The organism is Flavobacterium johnsoniae (assembly GCF_001879205.1).
Taxonomy (GTDB): Bacteria; Bacteroidota; Bacteroidia; order Flavobacteriales; family Flavobacteriaceae; genus Flavobacterium; species Flavobacterium johnsoniae_A.
This window is the reverse complement of the sequence record NZ_MLFK01000002.1, coordinates 546,316-568,847: the sequence shown is the minus strand read 5'-3', so window position 1 is coordinate 568,847 and position 22,532 is coordinate 546,316. Positions and strand designations below refer to the sequence as shown.

The 22,532-nt window shown below is 34.1% G+C and carries 19 protein-coding genes; 4 read left to right on the top strand and 15 right to left on the bottom strand.

The window, feature by feature from the left end:
- Positions 1-4 precede the first annotated feature (4 nt).
- Positions 5-352 carry an arsenate reductase family protein gene (locus tag BKM63_RS04875; protein ID WP_071635501.1) on the bottom strand — a complete coding sequence of 116 codons (348 nt, stop codon included), beginning with the start codon at positions 350-352 and terminating at the stop codon, positions 5-7.
- A gap of 78 nt (positions 353-430) precedes the next feature.
- Here BKM63_RS04875 and BKM63_RS04870 point away from each other — a divergent pair, with 78 nt between their 5' ends.
- The gene (locus BKM63_RS04870; protein ID WP_071635500.1) at positions 431-886 is read left to right on the top strand and encodes a DinB family protein; all 456 of its coding nucleotides are present in this window, start codon (positions 431-433) and stop codon (positions 884-886) included.
- Between the two features lie 39 nt (positions 887-925).
- Here BKM63_RS04870 and BKM63_RS04865 read toward each other — a convergent pair whose 3' ends face one another.
- From BKM63_RS04865 to uvrC, 13 genes are all read right to left on the bottom strand, one after another.
- Complete coding sequence (locus BKM63_RS04865) at positions 926-1,414, bottom strand: septal ring lytic transglycosylase RlpA family protein (RefSeq protein WP_071635499.1); 489 nt, start codon at positions 1,412-1,414, stop codon at positions 926-928.
- Between the two features lie 87 nt (positions 1,415-1,501).
- A complete protein-coding gene (locus BKM63_RS04860; RefSeq protein ID WP_071635498.1) occupies positions 1,502-1,930 on the bottom strand; it encodes a hypothetical protein in 429 nt (142 codons plus the stop codon).
- A 107-nt stretch (positions 1,931-2,037) separates the two neighbouring features.
- The gene (locus tag BKM63_RS04855; RefSeq protein ID WP_071635497.1) at positions 2,038-4,887 is read right to left on the bottom strand and encodes a TonB-dependent receptor; all 2,850 of its coding nucleotides are present in this window, start codon (positions 4,885-4,887) and stop codon (positions 2,038-2,040) included.
- A gap of 323 nt (positions 4,888-5,210) precedes the next feature.
- Complete coding sequence (gene pgi, locus BKM63_RS04850; RefSeq protein WP_071635496.1) at positions 5,211-6,854, bottom strand: glucose-6-phosphate isomerase; 1,644 nt, start codon at positions 6,852-6,854, stop codon at positions 5,211-5,213.
- Positions 6,855-6,973: 119 nt separating this feature from the next.
- On the bottom strand, positions 6,974-7,306 hold the full coding sequence (locus BKM63_RS04845) for a hypothetical protein (protein WP_071635495.1): 333 nt from the start codon (positions 7,304-7,306) through the stop codon (positions 6,974-6,976).
- Between the two features lie 44 nt (positions 7,307-7,350).
- On the bottom strand, positions 7,351-7,971 hold the full coding sequence (locus BKM63_RS04840) for a hypothetical protein (protein ID WP_071635494.1): 621 nt from the start codon (positions 7,969-7,971) through the stop codon (positions 7,351-7,353).
- Positions 7,972-8,009: 38 nt separating this feature from the next.
- Positions 8,010-9,230 carry a M23 family metallopeptidase gene (locus tag BKM63_RS04835; RefSeq protein WP_071635493.1) on the bottom strand — a complete coding sequence of 407 codons (1,221 nt, stop codon included), beginning with the start codon at positions 9,228-9,230 and terminating at the stop codon, positions 8,010-8,012.
- 22 nt (positions 9,231-9,252) lie between these two features.
- Complete coding sequence (locus tag BKM63_RS04830; RefSeq protein WP_071635492.1) at positions 9,253-10,194, bottom strand: tryptophan 2,3-dioxygenase family protein; 942 nt, start codon at positions 10,192-10,194, stop codon at positions 9,253-9,255.
- Positions 10,194-10,964: a DUF3108 domain-containing protein gene (locus BKM63_RS04825; protein ID WP_071635491.1), complete on the bottom strand. Its 771-nt coding sequence runs from the start codon at positions 10,962-10,964 to the stop codon at positions 10,194-10,196. Before BKM63_RS04825 ends, BKM63_RS04830 begins: the two co-directional genes overlap by 1 nt.
- Before the next feature lie 298 nt (positions 10,965-11,262).
- Positions 11,263-12,423 (bottom strand): 4-hydroxyphenylpyruvate dioxygenase, encoded by a 1,161-nt coding sequence (gene hppD / locus BKM63_RS04820; RefSeq protein ID WP_071635490.1) that lies wholly within the window; start codon positions 12,421-12,423, stop codon positions 11,263-11,265.
- A gap of 160 nt (positions 12,424-12,583) precedes the next feature.
- On the bottom strand, positions 12,584-13,741 hold the full coding sequence (locus BKM63_RS04815) for a homogentisate 1,2-dioxygenase (protein WP_071635489.1): 1,158 nt from the start codon (positions 13,739-13,741) through the stop codon (positions 12,584-12,586).
- Positions 13,742-13,998: 257 nt separating this feature from the next.
- The gene (locus BKM63_RS04810; RefSeq protein ID WP_083572180.1) at positions 13,999-16,356 is read right to left on the bottom strand and encodes a patatin-like phospholipase family protein; all 2,358 of its coding nucleotides are present in this window, start codon (positions 16,354-16,356) and stop codon (positions 13,999-14,001) included.
- 9 nt (positions 16,357-16,365) lie between these two features.
- On the bottom strand, positions 16,366-18,159 hold the full coding sequence (gene uvrC, locus BKM63_RS04805) for an excinuclease ABC subunit UvrC (RefSeq protein ID WP_071635488.1): 1,794 nt from the start codon (positions 18,157-18,159) through the stop codon (positions 16,366-16,368).
- 137 nt (positions 18,160-18,296) lie between these two features.
- On the opposite strand from uvrC, the gene BKM63_RS04800 reads away from it, so the two are divergent.
- From BKM63_RS04800 to BKM63_RS04790, 3 genes are all read left to right on the top strand, one after another.
- A complete protein-coding gene (locus BKM63_RS04800) occupies positions 18,297-19,277 on the top strand; it encodes a succinylglutamate desuccinylase/aspartoacylase family protein (RefSeq protein WP_071635487.1) in 981 nt (326 codons plus the stop codon).
- Complete coding sequence (locus BKM63_RS04795; protein WP_071635486.1) at positions 19,264-19,833, top strand: 5-formyltetrahydrofolate cyclo-ligase; 570 nt, start codon at positions 19,264-19,266, stop codon at positions 19,831-19,833. The genes BKM63_RS04800 and BKM63_RS04795 overlap by 14 nt, the downstream gene beginning before the upstream one ends.
- Positions 19,834-20,106: 273 nt before the next feature.
- Positions 20,107-21,651: a vWA domain-containing protein gene (locus BKM63_RS04790; RefSeq protein WP_071635485.1), complete on the top strand. Its 1,545-nt coding sequence runs from the start codon at positions 20,107-20,109 to the stop codon at positions 21,649-21,651.
- Positions 21,652-21,730: 79 nt separating this feature from the next.
- On the opposite strand, the gene BKM63_RS04785 is transcribed toward BKM63_RS04790, so the two are convergent.
- Entirely contained in the window at positions 21,731-22,477 is a 747-nt protein-coding gene (locus tag BKM63_RS04785; RefSeq protein WP_071635484.1) for a tetratricopeptide repeat protein, read from the bottom strand.
- Positions 22,478-22,532 lie beyond the last annotated feature (55 nt).

The following is a 22,532-nucleotide window of genomic DNA, read 5'->3' as shown; positions in this document are numbered from 1 at the left end:
CATTTTAGCTCAAAGCATTTATCACTTCTGCTACATTTTTTTGGCTGTTGCCGATGTAAATTTTACCATCAATAATAAAAACGGGACGGCTTAAAAAAGTATAATGCTCCAGGATGTATTTTTTAAAATCAGCTTCAGTAAGTGATTTATCTTTTAATCCCATTGATTTGTACAATTGTGCTTTTTTACTGAATAAAGCTTCGTAGCTTCCTGAAAGTTTATACATTTCTTCCAGCTCAGCTTCAGTAATAGGATCCTGTTTAATGTCATGAAAAACCAAATTGTTTTTAGGAAGACTTTTGATGATTTTTCTGCATGTATCGCATGACGCTAAGTAATATATTTTGTTCATTGTTTGAAGTTTTATTAGACTACAAAGAAAATTCATTTGAAACTGAAAATTGCCTATTTTTAGAAAAAAAATAAAAATATGAATTCAGTTTTTGATGTACAGAAAACGATCAGAGAAATTCTTTTGAAGGTAGTAGACAATCATTCATTAGAACAATTAAATAAGATTCCGGCTGGCTTCAGCAATAATATAATTTGGAATGTTGCACATTGCATATCTTCTCAGCAGGTTTTAATTTATAAGCTTTCAGGTCTGCCCACGATTGTTTCGGAAGAGTTTATTTCGAAATACCGAAAAGGAACTAAACCAGAAGGAGATGTTTCGCAGGTTGAGGTTGATGAAATAAGAACGCTGCTTAGTACAACTTTAGAGAAGACAGAGAATGATTTTGCCAGCGGTCTTTTTGTTGATTATAATGAATATACAACAAGTTTGGGTTATACGCTTAAGAACATTCACGGAGCTTTGGATTTTAATAATTACCATGAAGGAGTTCATACAGGCATTATAATGAGTCTTAAGAAATTCGTTTAATAAAAAAATCCCGTTCTAAATTTCAGAACGGGATTTTTTTTATTCTATAATCGTTTCGATGGTTACTTTCATGGCACCAGCACCTTTGTGTTTGGTGATTTCCATAAAAGCTCTTTTCGAAAGATCTATTTCACGAGTCTTTACAAATGGGCCTCTGTCAGTAATTTTTACAATTACAAATTTTCCGTTGGCCTCATTAGTTACTTTGACTCTTGTTCCAAAAGGAAGTTTTTTATGTGCGGCGGTGTATTTGTTATTGTTAAATCTGCTGCCGTCAGCTGTTTTTCTGCCATTAAAACGATCTGCATAGTAGGAGGCATGAGCGTTTTTTTTGTATGTCTTTAATTTTAAACCCTTATCCGTAAAAACAGAATCAGTAGGAAGTGCAATTATGTTGGGTTTAATATTTTTTACAGTGTCTTGAGTAGTTTTGGGTTCAATTACTGGCTTTGTTTGACTGATGACGTAGGTAAAACAACTTAAAAAAGTTATTGCAAATGTTGTAAGTATGATGTTTTTTTTACTCATGGGTTATTTTTTTTCAGACTTGGGGGAGTTTGTACAAATAATATGCCGAGATAAAAAAAGCCCTATTTTTTCTAGGGCTTTAATTGGTTATTTGGCGAACCATAGGTTCCATGGAATTCTACTTAAAATAAGTATTAATCCTAATCCGTAAAAAATAGCAAAGGTTTTAAACTTAGCTTCGCTATTGATTAGTTTTTTATGTTTTGACCATCCAATAGTAATTAAAACAATTGCTATTAGATTGATCAGCGGATGCTCTAATGAAGTTAATCGAAGTGCTGCGTTAGACATTTGTCCTAAAGAGTCTTTTCCTAATGGAGAAACAAAATAAAGTATTAATCCAATCAATAACTGTGTGTGTGTTCCAATTAAGGCAAACAAAGAGATTTTGCGGTCTTTTGCTGTAAATTCTTTTTTAGAAGTAAGGCCGATAATAGCATTGATTACGGCAATTAATAAAAGCAATAATGCTAAATATGCCCAGCCAGAGTGTAATTTTTGTAAAAAATGGTACATAAACTGTGTTTTTTTGTTAAAAACAAATATAGCAAAAAAGGCTATAAAAAAACGGCACTGAACTTAAAAGTCAATGCCGTTTATGATATTTATTTAGATTCTAAATATTAGAAATCGTAACGTAGAGTAAAATTCCAAGTTCTTCCGAAACCGAAGAATACCTGGTTAACATTTGCTACACCTTTGTAAAGCATACCGTTTGAAGCATATGTTCCTTTAGATCCAGCTGGTTGCCCAGTAGCTACTGGCAAGTTGTCATCAGCAAAAGTATTTGTTCTTGACTCAGCAATGTAAATTTTGTCAAATAAGTTGTTAACATTCAATCTGAAATTAACTGATTTGTCTTTGTTTTTACCTGTTAACATTTTATATGAGAAACCGGCGTCGAATAAACCATAAGAAGGCAATTCTAAAGCACCCTTATTGTTTGCACTTGTAAAGTTAGTTGGGCTTAAGCCAGCATATAATTTATCATTAAAGTTGTAGTTAGCATCAACAGTTACTCTTGTTAAAACTTCGTAAGAAGCTCCTAAAGAAGCTGTCATTTGAGCAGCGTCACCAACTTTTACTTTGTCCATGTATACTGTAGCAGCAGTGTATCCTACAACAGGAGTATTATCTGCTTGATAGTATGCATTAACAGTTGCGTTTCCTTTGTATTCCCAGATTCCGTAAGAGAACATAGCGTTAACTCTAAATTTGTCTGTGATGTTAGAAGATCCTTCAAACTCAATTCCAGAGTGAACTTCGTTAAGACCTGTAAACTCAGTATAAGTTGTGTTTGCTACGATTCCTCCACCAGCAGGAAGTGCATTACCTTTTAGGTATCTGTCATTCCAAGTTGTGTTGTAAAGATTTACGGTAGCGTTAAAGAATCTTGAACGGAAACCGTATCCTGCTTCAAAACCAGTAATTTTCTCGTTAGTAAGATTAGGGTTTACTGTAGATCTGTTGTTTGGATAAACTGAGTTAAAGAATGGTTGTCTTGAGTAGTATCCAGCATTAACGTAAACATTATGCTTTTCGTTGATGTTGTAGTTAGCTCCACCTTTTACGTTTCCACCTAAGATATTTTTGTAGCTTGTAGAAGATAATGGATCTGTTGGTAAGTAAACAAAATCATCTTCTCTTTTAAATCCTTGTTGAGAAATAGCTCCCTGAACAAATGCAGTTAAATCGTTTTTAGAGTACTCTAATTGAGTAAAAGCACCATACCATCTAACTTTTCCTGTACTGTTGAAAGAAACTTTATCGTAGTTCTTTTTGTCGAAAACATTCCATTGAACATCTGTAGGGTAAGTTGTTGTTAAGTGTCTTCCGTTTGGTTTTTGACTAGCAATAAAGTTGTCAAAATACTCATCTCCACCTAATAAATCATTTACTACTGTAAAGTGGTATCCTGTGTAAGTTCTAGCGTCAATACCAAAGTCTAATGTTAACGTTTCAGATAATTTTTTGTTTAAGTTAATTACTGCTCCGTACCAGTCGTGAGAGTTGATTGATGAAGTTTGAGAAATACCAGATGTGTTGATATTTGTACTTGGGTTGTAATCGTTTATGTTTGAGCTTGTGTTGAAATAAGAGCTATTTTGGTAAACGCCGCCAATTTTTGTTCTTGTTTGAGGTCCTGTAAGACCACCAATTGTAACTGTTTGACCAGAGTTGTAAGCTACAATTTTATCATAATCGATTAAACCATCAGGTCTTCTGAAAGCTAAAACGTCATTATATCCTTTTCCTTTGATACCACCAGTTGCACTAGCACCAGCTCCACGCCCCATAGAAGCGTAAAGAACAGAAGAAAGTTTAGTAGTTTCGTTGATTTTATAATCCCAGTTGAAAGCAGCAACAGGTTTGTGGTAGTAGTTTTTTCTGATGTTGTACTCTTCACCATTTAAATAACCTGTATCAGCATTATATCTGATGTTTGGTCTGTCTAGAGAACCATATTGTTGGTAAACAGCGATTGTAGAAGCTGTAGATCTTTGGTTGTGCCATTGAGGAGCACCAGTTACAGTTAATTGAAAATCGTGTTTTTCATTTTTAGTAGAATAACCTAAAGCAACGAAGTAGTTTGATCCTTCAAATGCAGTACCGTCAACATATCCATCTCCCATTGTTTGAGAAAATAATACAGAAGCAGAAAGACCATTGCTTAATTTTCCTGTATTGTATGAACCTTGAATTTTGAAGTTTCTTGCATTACCAAATCCAGAAGAAACAGATCCTCCTTCTTTCATGTCAGAAGATTTAGTAACAATGTTGATAGTTCCCCCTACAGATGGCGTAGCCAATTTAGAAGAACCTAAACCTCTTTGAACCTGCATAGCAGATGTTACATCTGATAAACCAGCCCAGTTACTCCAGTAAACAGAACCGTTTTCCATGTCGTTAACCGGCATACCGTTAATCATAACAGCGATGTTGTTTTGGTTAAATCCACGAATGTTAATTCTTGAATCTCCAAATCCACCACCTGATTTAGTAACATACACAGAAGGTGTATTTCTTAAGATTTCAGGAAATTCCTGAGTTCCTAATTTTTCTTTAATCTCTGCAGCTTTAATTGTAGAAACAGCAACCGGAGTTTTTCTGTCTTTAGCAATATCTACTACTGTACTTTTTACAACAATCTCGCTTAATTCGTTTGAATTAGAAGATAAAACGATAGTTCCCAAGTTGGTTGTACCGCCGTTTGATACTGAAAATTTTACAGTTTGATTTTCATATCCTAAGTAAGAAACAACAATTTCTCCTGTGCTTGTTGTTGCGTTAAGGGTGAATTTACCATCAAAATCTGTTGAAGTTGCCGTAGAAGATCCTTTGATCTGTACGTTTGCTCCTGGTAATGAACCTGTACCGTCGGTAATAGTACCAGTAACTTTTCCTTGTGAAAATACGGTTGAAACTATCATAAAAAATAGTCCAGTAAGTAACCAATTTTTCATTTTCTTCATTTGTTATTTAGTTTATTGTTTTTGGCAAAATTATAACAATAAAATCAGATAATGTTATCAAAATGTTAAGAAAAATAAGTTTTGTAATTACTGTTGCGTATTAAAATGAATTTTTCTTTTTTCTTTAAAGAAAATAATGATTTTTTGAATTTTAATAGCTCAATTTTGTTAAAATGACAATATTTTAAATAACTATGTAGTCCAAAACTCTCAATTGATGTTAAAATAGCATTGCTTTATGGTTGTTCTATACGAAAAAACGCCTTAAATTTTGTTAAATTAAGGCGTTTCAGTGTTTTATAAAAGCAAACTTTCAGTTAAATTTATTTGTTTTTTAAAAAGTGATTCAATAAAAATGAAGTAGAACTGTCGTGGTTCTTAACAGTTTTAGAATTTATCTCGTCTAAAATGGAATTTGCTAACTGTTTTCCTAATTCAACTCCCCATTGATCAAAACTGAAAATATTCCAGATTACACCCTGAACAAAAATTTTGTGCTCATATAATGCAATCAAGGATCCTAAACTTTTTGGAGTCAGTTTTTGAATTAGAATTGTATTAGTTGGTTTGTTTCCTGTGAAAACTTTAAAGGGTAATAAATATGACGCTTTATCGGCAGATAAACCTTGTTTGTCAAATTCAGCCTGAACCTGCGCTGGAGTTTTTCCGTTTAATAAAGCCTCTGTTTGAGCAAAAAAGTTTGACATCAATTTATTATGATGATCCTCGTTTCCGTATAATGGTTTTACAAATCCAATAAAATCAGTTGGAATCAATTTTGTTCCCTGATGAATTAATTGAAAAAAAGCATGCTGTGAATTCGTTCCTGGTTCTCCCCAGATAATAGTTCCGGTTTGGTAGTCAACTGGTTTTCCGTCGCGGCCCACGCTTTTTCCGTTACTTTCCATAGTTGCCTGCTGTAAATATGGAGCCAGTTTTGATAAATATTGCGTGTATGGAATTAAAGCTTCGCTTTCGGCACCAAAGAAATTATTGTACCAAACACTTAACAAAGCCAGAATTACAGGGATGTTTTCGTCAAATTCTGCTGATTTGAAATGCTCGTCCAGTTCATTTGCACCAACTAATAACTGATTGTAATTGTCAAAACCAATTGCCAATGCTATGCTTAATCCAACAGCACTCCATAAAGAAAATCTTCCTCCAACCCAGTCCCACATTGGGAAAACGTTGTCTGGGTTAATTCCAAATTCTGTTACTTTTTGAATATTTGTTGAAACGGCCACAAAATGTTTTGCAATATCTTCCTGAGATCCTGATTTCAAAAACCATTCTTTAATAGTTTCAGAGTTTGATAATGTTTCCTGAGTGGTAAAAGTTTTAGAAACAATTAAAAATAAAGTGGTTTCAGGATTTAATTTTTTGATGATTTCGTTTACGTGATCACCGTCAACATTTGAAACGAAATGTGTATTCAAATGATTTTTGTAAAATTGTAAAGCTTCAACAGCCATAACTGGCCCAAGATCTGAACCTCCAATTCCAATGTTTACAATATCAGTAAAAGCCTTTCCGGTAAAACCTTTCCTTTCTCCGGAAATAACTTTGTTTGTAAAATTTTTGATTTTGTTTTTTACCTCGTAAACTTCCGGAATTACATTTTCGCCGTCTACTTTAATTACTGCCGATTCCGGAGCACGCAAAGCAGTATGAAGAACAGCGCGATTTTCAGTTTGATTGATTAATGCACCACCAAAATATTGAGCAACTGCATCTTTTAATCCAATAGAATTTGCCAATTCTAATAAAAGAGAAACAGTTTCCTGACTGATGTTGTTTTTAGAATAATCAACTAAAAAGTCATTCCATTGTAAATTGAATTTTTCAGCACGTGCATTATCTTGTTGAAACAATTCCTGAATTGTGGTTCCGTGAATTGCATTATAGTGGTTTTGCAGATTTTTCCACGCTTCAGTCCCGGTTGGGTTTGTTGTGTTTAAAGCCATTGTATTTTATATTGAAGATTTTGTTTTTTTTAGAAACACAAAAATACTGAAATAACTTTTAAAAGGATAACGGATAAGGATTATATAACAATTAGTTACGAAAACGTTTTATGATGTTGTTAATCTTGTATTCTTGTCGTTATTATGATAGCACCATCGTTTTCTTTTTCATTATAAATGATGCGGCTGCTGTTTTGGTTCAAAAAATTTAAATTTTCGATATCTGATTTTTTCAGAGGTAATACGATCGTGTCCTGTTTTTTATCGTATTTAAACGGAATTCCATCAATTACAATCAAAGGTGATTTGCCAATTTGATTTTCTTCAAAGGCGTTGTTGACTAATTTTGAAACAATATATTTATTTTCTTTTACATCATTTAATACAAATGTCTTTGGAGAAGAACATCCTAAAATTATTGTAGAAGAAAGTAGTAATAAAGTTCTTTTCATTAAATAATTATGGTTTATAGAATGGGGTTTTAGCGTGAAAACTTTTACCAAAACTTCCACCACGGTTTTTTATTGATTTCAATTACTTTCTTCGTAATATCGACATCAATTCTTTTTTGAGATTCTGTTTTAATTTTAGAATCATCAAAAAATAATTCGCCACTCTCGCTCATACCAAGAGGAAGTTTAGTTCTTTCTTTCCATTCTTGAGTTTGTAATTCTGGAATTAAAGGTAAATCGATTTTTTCGCGAAAGCGTTTTTGAGCTTTTTCTATAATTTCTTCTTCTAAATTTGAAGTTGAATTTTTAAAAAGTGAAAGAGAATTGTCGGGAATATTCAGAAGGAAAACCTGGGTTTTATCTCCAATTTTCTGAATATCCAATACTTTAAAATAAGCGATAGTATCTAAAAGGAAATGTCCAATTTTTGCTGAATCAGGATTGAATTTTGATAAATCTTTTGGATGAGCACTTGCAATTAAATATCTAATATTGTTAGAAAGTCCGCCTCCTAAAGAAGTCATATCAGTAAATCCTTTTTCCTGAATGATCTGCCCAATTTTGTAATTTGAAATTAAGTTTTCTGAAAGATTGGTGTCTCGGTAAAATAATTTTAAACCTGAAAAAGTTTCATTATAAATTGCTTTAAGACGAGTGTTTTTCATTAGTTTTTGTTTTTTAGAATTGAGTTTTCAATAAGAAATTACAAATTTCCAATGCTGTCCAATTCTCTCTTTAAAGGTTCGATTTGTTTAAAGAAACGGGTTTTATCATTACCTGTTAATGATTCTCCGGTTGGTAAATTTAATCGAAGTGCATCTACCTGAACGCCGTTTTTCCAGAAACGATAGCAAACGTGAGGCCCGGAAGCTAAACCTGTACTGCCTACTAAACCAATAGTTTGTCCTTGAGTAACTCTTTGTCCGCGTTTTACTAAAATTCTGGACATGTGTAAATATTGGGTAGAGTAGGTTCCGTTGTGTTTAACTTTAACAAAATTTCCGTTTCCTGCCGTATATCCGGTTGCTTCTACGACTCCAGATGCAGTTGTTGAAATTGGCGTTCCTGTTGGCGCAGCATAATCGGTTCCTTTATGTGCTTTCCAGGTGTGCTGCACAGGATGAAATCTGTTCATGGTGAATCTTGAAGTGATTCGGCTGAATTTAATTGGCGTTTTTAAGAAAAAGTTTTTCAGAGTTTTACCTTCGTCGTCATAATATTCAACTTTTCCGGAGAGCGTGTCTTTTTCAAAAGGAAATGCATATACTATTTTTCCTTTGTACTCAAAAAAGGCGGCTTCAAGTTCTTCAACCCCGTCGTAGGTTTTTCCATTTATAAAACGTTCGGTGAAAATTAAGCCGTAACGGTCACCTTTTTTTAGCTTAAAGAAGTCAATCGACCATGAGAATACTTTTGTGATTCTGCTGGCAAGCGCTGTTTCGACGCTTTCGTTGCCTAAAGTTTCAGATAACGAGCTTTTTAAAACACCTCCAATAATTTTTCTTTTTAAGGTAACGGGTTTTATTTTTTTATATGCTTTTGCAATGCTGTCCCTTAAATCGATTACATAATAGGTTAAAGCATCTGGCTGATAAATAAAAACCTGAAGATTATTTGTTTTGTTTTTTGATCGAAGTAAAGTAAAAGGTTTGTTGTACCGAATAGATCTAACATTAAAAGAATCTTTTACCTGTTCTACAATGTCGTGTACTTTTTTATTGCCAATATTTTGACTTTGTATAATGGAGCCAAAGGAATCTCCTTTGGATATAGTATCATTAACAACATTAAAATCAGCGTAATTAAAACCGAATTCTACTTTTTTAGTCTTTGGTTTTGTAATTTTAATTTCAACTTTTTCTTCGGTTTTATTACACGAAAATATTGAAAATAATACTATTATAATTACGAATGCTTTTTTCAAACTTTAAATTTTTTTTAGGAAATTAAGCGGTTGGTTCATTTCCCCAATTGGACAATTCATCTTCGGTCCACAATTTAGGAAAAAAGATGCGTCTTTGGTATTTTGGATGCATATATTTTTGCCAGTCACTTCCTCCGGTCGCTTCACCGTTGCCTTTTCCGCTTTCTAAAATATATTTTCTGGCAGTATTTAAGTGCTGCATTACCCAGGTAATGTTTACGGTGTGATCGTAATGACGCATTGCTTTAATCAATTCAGGATTTTGCTGATCCTCAATTGGTAACTGAGTGAATTTCTGCCAAATGTTTTTCGTTTTAAACGAAGTAATCTGCTTTAAAAATTGATCTTTATATTTTTTTTCAAATTCGTTAAGCAAGTATGATTTTTCGCCGGTGTGGTAATCTTTTCCTGCAGCCTGCCAGTATAAATGTTCAAAGCTGGTTTCGAGATCAGTATTTTCGTCAAAGTTTGCTTTGTATCGACGATCCGTTAAATTGATAACATCTGTTGAGGCAAACTCAATCATTCTGTATTGTGCACTTTGAAATCCGCTTGCAGGAGTAAGCGTGTTTCTAAACTTCATATATTGATCGACTTCCATTCCGTTTTCCATGATGCTGAATGAATTGGTCAGCATATCAAAATAGCGGGTAATTCTTGAAAGTCTTTCACTGAAAAAATCAACCTGAATATTTTGTTCATCGGCGATTTGATCAATTTCCCACAAAATCATTTTAAAGATTAATTCGTTTACCTGATGATACATGATAAAAACCATTTCGTCAGGAAGTGTGGTGCGTTGTATTTGTAAATTTAGCAGAGCATCTGTTTGAATATAGTCCCAATATGTGATTGGTTTTGACCAAAGTAATCCTTCTAACTGAACATCAGTTTTTTGGTTTATGGCTTGAAATTTAAGGTCAATTTCTTTTAAAATTGATTCTGAATGCTCAGTAAGGTTCATTATTTTTTAACTTTAAATGGATTTTTTAATCCTTTATATTGATCAAGATCTGCTTTCAGAGATCCAACGGCCAAATCGGCTTTAATTCGAATCGGAACTTTGTTGTCGTCGTCTGTTATCCAGAGTGTTAAGCTTTCTTTTTCTTTAAAAACTCTTCCTGTTTGTACAAGTGGTTTGAAAACCATCGTAGAAACGGATCCAAATTTAGTTGTAATATCTTGACGGCCTACATATTTTAACTTAAATTTTGTGATTTCGTCATCAAAAAACATATCGATAGTAATCGATTCGCCCGATTTTAATTTGTCAATATTTGGATGGTTTCTTAAGAAGTAAAAAGCCGACACAATATCCTGCACGCTCTCAGTAACAATAATCGTTTTTTCTGTTTTACGTTTGTAGTCTTTTACCAAAACCCTATTCTCGTTTTGATTAAAAAAACCTTCCTGATTTTTGGTATAACCGCCTTCGTCAATTTTTCTAACAAAGCGGTAAGGATTTCCTGTTTCTTTGTCAAAATAGCTTTCGTAAAGGTCTTCGACCTTAAAGAAAAATTTTGACATTCCTGTTGTATAGCCTTTACCTACAGCATGATGCACTTTTTTGTTGTTTATAGTGGCATCTTTAATTTCAAGGGTTGCGTATCCGGCATTTACAATACCGTAATGAATTCTAAATTTGAAATACTCTCCAGTATCAAAAGCATTTTCTCTTTGAGTATCGAAAGCCAAAGTGGAGAGGATTAATATAGTGAGGATCAATTTTTTCATAGTACAATTTTTACATTTCATTATAAAGATAAATAAATGCAAATTCTATTCCAAATGTACCAAAACAAAAAAACTCAGTCAAGGATGACTGAGTTTTTATGCTATTAACTAACCAAAAAACTATAAATTATGAAATTTATATCAATTCAGAAGGAAACCACCCCTTCTTGATTTGCGAGTGCAAAGATAGATACAAAATCCATAAAAAAAATAGCAAATAGTAAGTTTAACATAACATTTGCATAAAAATCATCATTTTACAGGTAATTTTTTTGCATAATGTAAAAATAATGCATTTTTACAAAGTTCCTCTCAATTCCTGTTCACGCTCAATTGACTCAAACAGAGCTTTAAAGTTCCCTGCGCCAAATCCTTTTGCACCCATTCTTTGAATAATTTCGAAGAAAAGCGTTGGTCTGTCCTGAACAGGCTTTGTAAATATTTGTAAAAGATAGCCATCTTCATCGGCATCGACCATGATTGCTAACTTTTCAATTTCATTTATATCTTCTTTCATCATATCCATGTGAACTCCTAATCTTTCGGGAATTGCCTGATAGTAGGTGTGAGGAGGAGCCGATAAAAATTCTACACCACGTGCTCTTAACTGTGATACTGTTTTAATAATGTCATCTGTAGCAATAGCGATATGCTGAATTCCTGGTCCACCGTAAAAATCTAAATATTCTTCAATCTGCGATTTTTTCTTTCCTTCGGCCGGCTCGTTGATAGGAAATTTGATTCTTCCGTTACCGTTTGACATTACTTTACTCATCAAAGCCGAGTACTCTGTTGTAATTTGCTTGTCATCAAAAGATAAGAAGTTTACAAATCCCATAACGTCTTCGTAAAATTTTACCCACGTATTCATTTCATTCCATCCTACATTTCCGACCATGTGATCGATGTATTTTAATCCGGTTGGTTCTGGGTTATAGTCTGATTTCCATTCTTTATAGCCCGGTAAGAAAACACCATTGTAGTTTTTTCTTTCTACAAAAATATGCACGGTTTCTCCGTAAGTATAAATTCCGGAACGAATAACTTGTCCGAATTCATCTTCTTCTACAGTTGGTTCCATAAAAGAACGTGCGCCACGTTTCATGGTTTCTTCGTATGATTTTGTTGCGTCTTCAACCCAAAGTGCCGCCACTTTTACACCATCACCATGTTTTTTCAAATGTTCGTTGATTGGAGAATCTGCAGTTAAAGGTGTTGTTAAAACAATTCTGATTTTATCTTGTTTTAAAACATAAGATGCTTTGTCTTTTACTCCGGTTTCTAATCCGGCATAAGCCAATGACTGATATCCGAAAGCAGTTTTATAATAATGTGCAGATTGTTTTGCATTCCCTACATAAAATTCTACATAATCTGTTCCTAATAATGGAAGGAAATCCTGTGCTCCTTCAAAGATTTTTTCTAATCCGTATTCTACTGATTTAACTTCTTTACTCATTGTGTTTATTTGTTTAATCGGTTAATCATTTAATGATTGAACCGAAATGTTTTTAAGATTTGTTTTTTACCGCAAAGAGCGCTAAGTAAAAATCGCAAAGTTGATTATAACGATCTTTGCGTAAAGTCCTTGTGAACTTGCGGTTAGATTGAAAGTAAAATTACTCCGTCCATGACTTATAATATTGCCCATCGTCGAGACCCATAGCTTCTTCCGTAACCATAAGCGGCCTGAAGGTATCAACCATCACGGCTAATTCCTGAGTTTCTTTATGACCAATACTGCGCTCCATTGCGCCTGGCGCGGGACCATGCGGAATTCCTTTTGGGTGTAAAGTAATATGTCCCTGCTCGATATTATTACGACTCATAAAATCGCCATCTACATAATACAGAACTTCATCAGAATCTATATTGCTGTGATTGTATGGCGCAGGAATTGCTTTAGGGTGATAATCGTAAAGTCTCGGGCAGAATGAACAAACGACAAAAGTGGCCGTTTCAAAAGTTTGGTGTACCGGTGGCGGCTGGTGTACACGCCCGGTTATAGGTTCAAAATTATGAATTGAAAACCCGTATGGGAAATTATATCCGTCCCAGCCCACAACATCAAAAGGATGAGTAGCATAAACCACTTCGTGAATCATGCCTTCTTTTTTGATTTTAATTAAAAAATCACCTTTTTCGTCATGTGTTTCCAATTCACTTGGCAAAATAAAATCACGCTCGCAAAAAGGAGAATGTTCTAAATGCTGACCAGATTGGTTTTTATATCGTTTTGGAGTATAAAATGGAGAATAGGATTCTACATAAAATAAGCGGTTGTCTTCTGTTTCAAATTCGATTTGATAAATAATACCACGCGGAATAATAAGATAATCACCATATTCAAACGGAATATTTCCAAGCATGGTTCTTAATTTTCCTTTTCCTCTGTGAATGAAAAGCATTTCATCTGCATCGGCATTTTTATAGAAGTAGTTTCGAAGCGATTCTTTTGGTGCGGCCAAACCAATAATGCAGTCTTTATTGATCAGCATTGCTTTTCGGCTGTCCAGAAAGTCGTTTTCGGCTTTTAATTCAAAACCTTTAAACAAAAGTGATTTTATATTTTTACCGATTGCAATTTTTGGTTCAACCGAATAAGAGTTTAGAATTTCCTTAACCTGTGTTGGTCTGTGAACATGATAAGACAGAGATGAATGTCCGTGAAAACCTTCTGTTCCAAATAACTGTTCGTAATAAAATCCACCGTTTGGTTTTTCGAATTGGGTGTGTCTTTTTTGGGGAAAATTCCCAAGTTTATGGTATAGTGGCATGGCTTTTTCAATTAGATAATTTGTAAATTAGATAATTCGAAAATTTGAATTGCAGAGTGAATAATCAGTTCAATTTTTAAATTGACTAACTATCTCAATTCGATAGAGATTTTATTCCGGATTTCTCTTAATAAGAAATTGAAGATACTCTAATAAACCTGTCCAATTTGTTTTCATTATGACAAATGTCGTAATTTTTATTGATCAAAATTACATATTATATTATTTATAACATAAAATATTTGCAAAAAACCAGTTTAAAACATAAAACCTATACTAAACCAAGTAAAGCTTTTTGACAATTCCGGCGACCATGATTGTTTGATTTCGATTGGGCCAATTATGGTTTCTAATCCATAGCCTAATGCATAACCAGAATATTTTGGCATTGAAACCCAGTCGACTGAACTGAAAATATCATCTCCCAGATTGGCGAAATTGGCTGAAATATTAATGTGGTTCTTTTTCAGAATTTCATAATCTATGGTAATATCAGATTTTATAAAACTATTTCCGGCAATACTTAAAAAGTCGTACCCATAAAAATAATTGAAATTGTTGATCTTATTATATCCATATCCTCCTAATATAAAATCGAAAAACGGAACGCTGTCGCTGCCAATATTAAACCCGGCATCGGCACCAATTTTTATAGTGGCTTTTCTAAAGAAGGTTTTAACCAAGGCAATTTCGGCTTTTGCAATTGAGAAAGGTTTGAATTTATTAGTGTAATCTGAAGATGCCATGTAGGTTTGTAAATCTGTAGAGAAATACAATCCTGAACTTGGATAATATTTATCATCAAACGAATCGTATTTTAAGTAAGCAAAAGCACTGAAATAATTACTCTTGTCAATTATGTTTTCAGTATTAGAAAGAGTTGGGGAATTTATTTTTAGGTACTTATATTCTAAACCGCCTCCCATAAGGAACTTTTGTACAAAAATGGTTTGAAAATAAGCCTGATTATTCAAATCCATAAAATCTACATTGATCAAGTTCAGATTTTGATTTTCTGAAAGTAAGCCTCCCAGACTATTTGTAACGTTTCGGTTAAACTGATTTAATCTTGAACGAAAACCAAAGCTGATATTGAAACCATTTTCTACATAATAGTTTAAATCGTATCTAAAATTATCTCCCAAAATGATGTCAAGCGAAGTAACGTCATTTTTTAAGAATGTTTTTTTATGGGTAAGATTTAGTAAAACAGCACTTTTGTAAAGTCCGTCATAATGAAGTCCCAGTTTTAAAAAAGTCTGTGTTGGATTTTCTTTTAAAACCAAATCAAGATCATCTTTCTGACCATCCGGTTCAAGACAATAAGAAATGGTGCTGAAGTTCTGGGTCGCATTTAAATTGTTAATTCCGGTTTTAAGATCGTCATAGGTTATTGTACTTCCGGGTTTGAAACGAAGTTTTCCACGAATGTATTCTTTGGTATAATTGTCTAATTGAGCTGTATTTATTTTTTCAATTTCGAGTGTATCAGAAACCACTTTTAATTTTGGTTTTTTATAAAAGTTATCTTCGTTTACCAATGATTTGATTTTTTCGTAAACGGCAAAAGCAGCTTCTTCTCCTTTGCGGATGATTTCTTCACCTTTATCAAATGAAATTACGCCATAATCACGAATATCCGGTTTTATATAAACATCGGTATCTTTTATTTTGCTTTTCATCTTGTCTATAGACTGAAGATTGGTAATCTGAACCAGGATTCTTGTGGCGTTTTTTAAGTTTTTTCGTTTCATTAAATCATCCTGAACGTCAACACCAATAATGATATCGGCACCAAGATTACGAACTTCCTTTATAGGGTAATTGTTTACCACACCACCATCGACTAATAAATTCCCGTCTATTTCTACCGGGGTAAATAACGATGGAAAAGCAGCACTTGCCATCATAGCCTGCACGAGATTTCCTTTATTAAGCAGGACTTCTTCACCGGTTTCTATATTAGTTCCGATACATAAAAACGGTGTTGGCAGTTTATTAAAATCACGAACGTGGCGTACGTTTCTAGTTAAACTGCTCAGCAAATTGTAATTGTACATTCCTTTTGAAAGTGCTTCCGGAATGCCCACTCTAAACTTGCTGAAAGGTAAAACAATAGCGTATAACTCGTCATTTTTCTTGCCGTAAAAGTTTTTTGATGAACGCGGAATATAGTCGTTTATTAATTCATCGAAATTGGTTTTTTTGAAAATTGAATCAATTTGAGAGGCGTTGTAGCCGGAAGCGTAGAGTCCGCCAATGACAGATCCCATACTTGTACCTCCAATGTAATCAATTTTGATTCCGGCTTCTTCTAAAACTTTTAAAACACCAATGTGCGCAAAACCTTTGGCGCCGCCGCCACTTAATACCAAACCAATTTTAGGTCTTTTTACACTGTCTTTTTTTATCTCTTGAGAAAATGTCTTTTCTGGAGTAAGTAATAAAAATGCAAAAAACACCAGTGTCACGCCCCAGATGGGAATGGAAAACTGCGAGAGAAAAAAGGTTGTTTTTTCCTGCCAAAAAAGAGCGACCCATGAAGCTCCTTTTTTTGGATTGGAAAAAAATCCTTTTGACCGAGTATTTGAAATGGACAGCTGGTTTGGGCGCATAAAAAATAACTAGTTGGTTTTGTAAAAGTCGACAATTTTTTTGGCTTTTGATACTCCTACCACAGCAGATATTTCTTTTTCTGTTGCTAATTTCAATCTTTTAACACTTTTGAAATGTTGTATTAATGTTAGCATGGTTTTCTCGCCAATACCTGGAATACTTTCTACAGATGAATTTAGCGCAGCCTTGCTTCGTTTGTCACGATGAAATGTGATTCCGAATCGATGCGCTTCGTTTCGGAGCTGCTGAATTACTTTCAGAGTTTCTGACTTTTTATCTAAATATAACGGAATCGAATCTCCGGGATAAAAGAGTTCTTCAAGACGTTTTGCAATTCCAATAATCGCAATTTTGCCGCGTAAACCTAATTCGTCAATACTTTTTAATGCTGCCGATAATTGTCCTTTTCCACCGTCAATGATGATTAACTGCGGCAGAGGTTCATTTTCATCTAATAATCTTTTGTAACGACGATACACAATTTCGGTCATCGAAGCAAAATCATCAGGGCCTTCAACCGTTTTTACGTTAAAGTGACGGTAATCTTTTTTGCTTGGTTTCCCGTCTTTAAAAACTACACAGGCAGCAACAGGATTTGTTCCCTGAATGTTGGAGTTATCAAAACATTCGATATGACGAGGTTCAGAAGGAAGGCGTAAATCTTTCTGCATTTGTGCCATGATTCTGTTAGTGTGCCTGTCGGGATCAACGATTTGTAATTGTTTCAGTTGTTCGATTCGGTAGAATTTTGCATTTCGAATCGATAGATCTAAAATCTGTTTTTTATCTCCAAGCTGCGGAACGGTTGTTTTGATGTTTTCGCCCAAATCAATTTCAAACGGAACAATAATTTCTTTTGATAATAAATGAAAACGCTCGCGAAGTTCTACAATTGCCAGCTCTAATAATTCTTCGTCGCTTTCGTCCAGCTTTTTCTTCATTTCTAAAGTATGCGAACGAATTATCGAACCATGTGAAATTTGCAGGAAATTGACATAGGCCGCGCTTTCATCAGAGACAATAGAAAAAACATCAATGTTGGTAATCTTTGGATTTACAATCGTTGATCGTGATTGATAATTTTCGAGAACTTCTATTTTTTCTTTTATTTTCTGTGCTTCTTCAAAACGTAAGTCTTCGGCGTATTTTACCATTAAACGTTTAAAATCTTTCATGCTTTCTTTGAAATTTCCTTTTAGGATTTCACGGATCGCATCGACCTGACGCTGATATTCTTCAAGAGGTTCCAAACCTTCGCACGGACCTTTGCAATTGCCAATATGATATTCGAGACAGACTTTAAATTTGCCTGAATCGATGTTCGATTTGCTTAAATCGTAATTGCAGGTTCGCAGCGGATATAATTCTTTTATTAACTCAAGAATAGTATGTACGGTTTTGAAACTGGTATAAGGGCCAAAATATTCTGAGCCGTCTTTTACCATTCTTCTTGTTGAGAATATTCGGGAAAATGGTTCTTTTTTAATACAAATCCACGGATAACTTTTATCATCACGAAGTAAAACATTATACCTTGGCTGTAGTGTTTTAATTAAATTATTTTCTAACAAAAGGGCATCGCTTTCGGTAGGAACGACGATGTGTTTTATGGTCACAATTTTTCGAACCAAAACATTTGTTTTGGCCGTATCATGAATTTTATTAAAATAGGAGGAAACCCTTTTTTTTAAATTTTTGGCCTTGCCGACATATAAAATTTTCCCGTCTTTATCATAATATTGATACACGCCGGGATTGTCCGGCAAGGTGAGAATTTGAAGATCTAAGGACGGTTTTGACATTCTGTTTTATTTCTGAAGATAGGTGATAAGTGTTTTTAAAAACCGTTTTGATTCCTGAAAAAAAGCTTAACACTGATTTAGTTTCAAATTTACGAAATCAAAAGAATAATTTCTATATTTAGATTTTATAATTCTACATGAAAAATAGTAAGCCCCTGGTTATTTTTGGCGAATCGATTTTGCCGGGAGAACATAAAACCATAAATGTCGAAATAGCGCGATTACACACCACAACCAAACTTAATATTCCTGTAATTGTAAGGCGGTCAAAGCTTGAAGGCCCTGTTGTTTTATTTTCGGCAGGAATTCACGGCGACGAAATTAACGGTGTTGAAGTCGTTAGACAAATCATCAGTAAGAAAATAAACCGTCCGGAAAGAGGAACGATCATTTGTATCCCGATTATCAATATGTATGGTTTTGTCAATAAATCCCGCGAATTTCCTGACGGCCGAGATTTAAACCGTGTTTTTCCGGGAAGTAAAAAAGGGTCGCTAGCAAGCCGATTTGCCTATCATATTGTAGAACAGATTTTGCCCATTATAGATTATGCGGTCGATTTTCATGCCGGCGGAGCAAGCCGCTTTAATGTACCACAGATTCGAATTACCGAAAATAATATGGAGTTGAAATTACTGGCTGATATTTTTAATGCACCCTTCACTTTATATTCCAGAAATATTGGAGGGTCTTTTAGAAATACCTGCGAAAAGGCAAATGTAAAAATGCTGCTTTTTGAAGGAGGAAAATCACTGGATATAAATGATGCCGTAGCTAATGAAGGTGTAAAAGGGGTGAAGCGATTACTGGATTATCTGAATATGCTGGATCCAAAACATATTGTTGAACCGGCCTCAGAATCTTCAATTTATATAAAATATTCGGTTTGGATGCGCGCAAAGTGCTCCGGTTTACTGCATGACTATAATATGGTTGGAAAATTTGTAACCAAAGGAACTATTTTAGCCATTATTACAGATCCGTTTGGAAAGTTTGAACAAAAAGTGAAAGCACCGCACGACGGATATGTCATTAACGCTAATCATTCGCCTATTGTGTATGAAGGCGATGCAATTTATCATATATCTAAAAATTCCCCTGTAAATGCCGACGAGTAAAAAAGAATTACGACTTCATTATAAAAATCTTCGGGCAGTACTTTCTGAAAGTGAGATCGAAGAAAAAAGTCTGGCGATAGCCAATAACTTAATCAAGATGCCTATTTGGGATAGAACCTATTATCACGTTTTTCTTCCGATAGTAGAACAAAAGGAAATCGATACAGAGTTTATTCTGCATTTACTTTCTGGGAAAGATAAAGAAATCGTGATTTCTAAAAGTGATTTTGAAACCAGAGAAATGACACATTTTTTATTGACGGATAATACCAAAATCAAAAAAAACGAATATAATATTCCGGAACCTGTAAACGGACTTCCGGTGTCAACCCAACATATTGATGTTGTTTTTGTACCGCTTCTGGCGTTTGATATATTTGGAAACCGCATTGGTTACGGAAAAGGTTTTTATGATAAATTTTTAGCCAGCTGTAAACCCGAAACGATTAAAATTGGACTTTCTTTCTTCGAATCCGTCGATCAAATCGATGACGTTTTTGAATCTGATGTGAAATTAGATTATTGCGTTACGCCTGAAAAAATATATCAATTTTAATTTTTTTTTTTGCCAGAGATTAAATGATTAATCTCTGGCAAAAAAGATATTAAAAAAGACGCACTGCAGTGCGCCTCTAACATTTTTCATATCACTTATATGGTATTAATCAAATCGTGAAATAAACATTATTTTTCGGTATAAAATATTTAACAGGAATCTTGGCATTAAATTTGGATTGCGGAAAATTGCAGATAATTTTAAGTACATCCGGAATGCTGATTATTATTTGAGAAAAAAAATCAAATTACTAATTCCTAAAATTTATTTTAAATGAAAAATAAAGCCTTTTATTTCTTAGCATTCCTTTTTCTTGTTTTGGCAAGTTGTAAAAAACAAGATGCCTCAGCTATTGAAGCAATGGATATGACTGTTGTTGCAACGACGGATGAAATTCCCGAAGAAAATATTTCAGACCCCAATACTGAAAGTTATGCCGGACTTGAAGAAAATCCTTTTGAGTCTCCAAAAAAATCTCCTCTTTCTACTTTTTCCATAGATGTCGATAATGCTTCTTATACCAATATTCGCCGATTTATCAATGAAGGCCAAAAGGTTCCAAAAGATGCCGTTCGCATCGAAGAAATGATGAACTTCTTTAAATACAAATATCCACAGCCTGAAGGACAAAATCCGTTTTCTATCAATACCGAAGTAAGCGACAGTCCGTGGAATAAAAATTCTCAGTTATTAAAAATAGGTTTACAGGGAAAAAACATTCCGATGACAAATCTTCCGCCCTCAAACCTTGTTTTTTTAATTGACGTTTCGGGCTCAATGGATGAACCTAATAAATTGCCGTTGTTAAAAGAATCAATGAAGATTTTGGTAAAAGAACTTCGTTCGCAGGATAAAGTTTCGATTGTCGTTTATGCTGGTTCTGCCGGAGTAGTTTTATCCCCAACTTCCGGTGATGAAAAAGACGAAATTATGGATGCTTTTGACGATTTGCATGCAGGTGGAAGCACAGCCGGCGGAGAAGGAATTGAACTGGCGTATAAACTGGCGCAGGAAAATTTCATTAAAGAAGGAAATAATCGAGTTGTAATTGCAACAGACGGTGATTTTAATGTTGGCTCATCATCAGATTCTGATATGGAGAAACTTATTGAAGAGAAACGAAAATCAGGCGTGTTTCTAACCGTTTTAGGTTTTGGAATGGGGAATTACAAAGACAGCAAAATGGAAATCCTTGCCGATAAAGGAAACGGAAATTATGCATACATAGACAACATTCAGGAAGCGAACCGATTTTTAGGTAAAGAATTTAAAGGATCAATGTTTGCCATTGCAAAAGATGTGAAGATTCAGATTGAATTCAACCCAAAACACGTTCAGGCGTATCGCTTAATTGGTTATGAAAACCGAAGATTAAAAGATGAAGATTTTAAAAATGATGCCGTTGACGCTGGAGAATTAGGAAGCGGACATACCGTGACGGCGCTTTATGAAATTATTCCAACTGGTGTTGAAAGCGATTATGTTCCGTCTGATTTAAAATATACAAAGGTCAAAACGGATGAATCTGATTACAGTGATGAATTGGCAACAATTAAATTCCGTTACAAAAAGCCCGATGGTGATAAAAGTATTGAGATCGTTAATACAATTCCAAACAAAAAAGTGACGCTTGAAAGCAGTTCATCAGACTTTAAATTTACAACTGCAGTTGCCTGGTTTGGATTGAAATTAAGAGATTCAAAATTCATTGCAAATTCAACAAGTGCCGATATTAAGAAATTAGCCAAAAGTGGTTTAGCAAATGACGACGAAGGTTACAGAGCAGAGTTTGTTAGATTAGTTGATGCGGTAAACTAATTTGAAACCAAAAAAGAAAATCCCAAATTCCAATAAATGCTTTGGAGTTTGGGATTTTTTTATTTGAATTGTTTAAACTTTATTTTACCTCTTTAATTGTCGAAGCATCGATCCAGCCTTCCTGGCCGTCTGTCAGCTCTATTTTTTTCCATTTTCCAACAGTTTCCATAACATATACTTTAGCGCCTTCATGCAGTAAAATTACGGCAGCTCCTGCTTTTTGGGGCTCGCTTCTAACTTCGCTTAATTCTGCAAAAACTATAGCCGGACGATCGTTGTCAAAATGGTTTTTTTCAGACATTCCTGCCGAAACGCTTAATACTAATGCAACCAGCAAAACAAACATTCCGACGAAATAGATTCTTTTGGTAAGGGTAAGCTGAGAAAAATAATAACCAATAAAACTCAACAGAAACAAAAAGGCAATGGCAACAGAAATTTTTGCCCATTGATTATAGTCAAAAATTCCGGTAAAGTTTTGAATTAGTTTTGCAAAACCTACTTTTGGAACTTCCTTGATCTCGTCGATAGTTAGTTTTTTGGCAAATTTAAGGTTGTTTAAAGTCTCCGGATCATTTGGTTTTAATACCAATGCTTTTTCATAATTATAAATAGAAGGAGCAACTTTATTTAGTTTATAATAACTGTTTGCCAGATTAAAATACAACTCTGCAGACTGCTGTTTGTTTTCTTTAATAATATCTTCATAAACCTGAACAGCTTCCTGATATTGTCCCTTTTGGTACAAAGCATTTCCTTTTTCAAAGCTGCTTTGAGCAAAGAAAACCTGCGAGATTAATAAAAAGAGATATAATATATTTTTCATTAGTATTTTGTTAAACCCGAACGGTTTTAAAAGCCTGTCGGGTTTGATTTTAAGT

Excerpts from the sequence above, each read along its gene's own strand:
- BKM63_RS04875 (WP_071635501.1), bottom strand. The coding sequence starts at position 352 with ATGAACAAAATATATTACTTAGCGTCATGCGATACATGCAGAAAAATC.
- BKM63_RS04870 (WP_071635500.1), top strand. The coding sequence starts at position 431 with ATGAATTCAGTTTTTGATGTACAGAAAACGATCAGAGAAATTCTTTTG.
- BKM63_RS04865 (WP_071635499.1), bottom strand. The coding sequence starts at position 1,414 with ATGAGTAAAAAAAACATCATACTTACAACATTTGCAATAACTTTTTTA.
- BKM63_RS04860 (WP_071635498.1), bottom strand. The coding sequence starts at position 1,930 with ATGTACCATTTTTTACAAAAATTACACTCTGGCTGGGCATATTTAGCA.
- BKM63_RS04855 (WP_071635497.1), bottom strand. The coding sequence starts at position 4,887 with ATGAAGAAAATGAAAAATTGGTTACTTACTGGACTATTTTTTATGATA.
- pgi (WP_071635496.1), bottom strand. The coding sequence starts at position 6,854 with ATGGCTTTAAACACAACAAACCCAACCGGGACTGAAGCGTGGAAAAAT.
- BKM63_RS04845 (WP_071635495.1), bottom strand. The coding sequence starts at position 7,306 with ATGAAAAGAACTTTATTACTACTTTCTTCTACAATAATTTTAGGATGT.
- BKM63_RS04840 (WP_071635494.1), bottom strand. The coding sequence starts at position 7,971 with ATGAAAAACACTCGTCTTAAAGCAATTTATAATGAAACTTTTTCAGGT.
- BKM63_RS04830 (WP_071635492.1), bottom strand. The coding sequence starts at position 10,194 with ATGAACCTTACTGAGCATTCAGAATCAATTTTAAAAGAAATTGACCTT.
- BKM63_RS04825 (WP_071635491.1), bottom strand. The coding sequence starts at position 10,964 with ATGAAAAAATTGATCCTCACTATATTAATCCTCTCCACTTTGGCTTTC.
- hppD (WP_071635490.1), bottom strand. The coding sequence starts at position 12,423 with ATGAGTAAAGAAGTTAAATCAGTAGAATACGGATTAGAAAAAATCTTT.
- BKM63_RS04815 (WP_071635489.1), bottom strand. The coding sequence starts at position 13,741 with ATGCCACTATACCATAAACTTGGGAATTTTCCCCAAAAAAGACACACC.
- BKM63_RS04810 (WP_083572180.1), bottom strand. The coding sequence starts at position 16,356 with ATGCGCCCAAACCAGCTGTCCATTTCAAATACTCGGTCAAAAGGATTT.
- uvrC (WP_071635488.1), bottom strand. The coding sequence starts at position 18,159 with ATGTCAAAACCGTCCTTAGATCTTCAAATTCTCACCTTGCCGGACAAT.
- BKM63_RS04800 (WP_071635487.1), top strand. The coding sequence starts at position 18,297 with ATGAAAAATAGTAAGCCCCTGGTTATTTTTGGCGAATCGATTTTGCCG.
- BKM63_RS04795 (WP_071635486.1), top strand. The coding sequence starts at position 19,264 with ATGCCGACGAGTAAAAAAGAATTACGACTTCATTATAAAAATCTTCGG.
- BKM63_RS04790 (WP_071635485.1), top strand. The coding sequence starts at position 20,107 with ATGAAAAATAAAGCCTTTTATTTCTTAGCATTCCTTTTTCTTGTTTTG.
- BKM63_RS04785 (WP_071635484.1), bottom strand. The coding sequence starts at position 22,477 with ATGAAAAATATATTATATCTCTTTTTATTAATCTCGCAGGTTTTCTTT.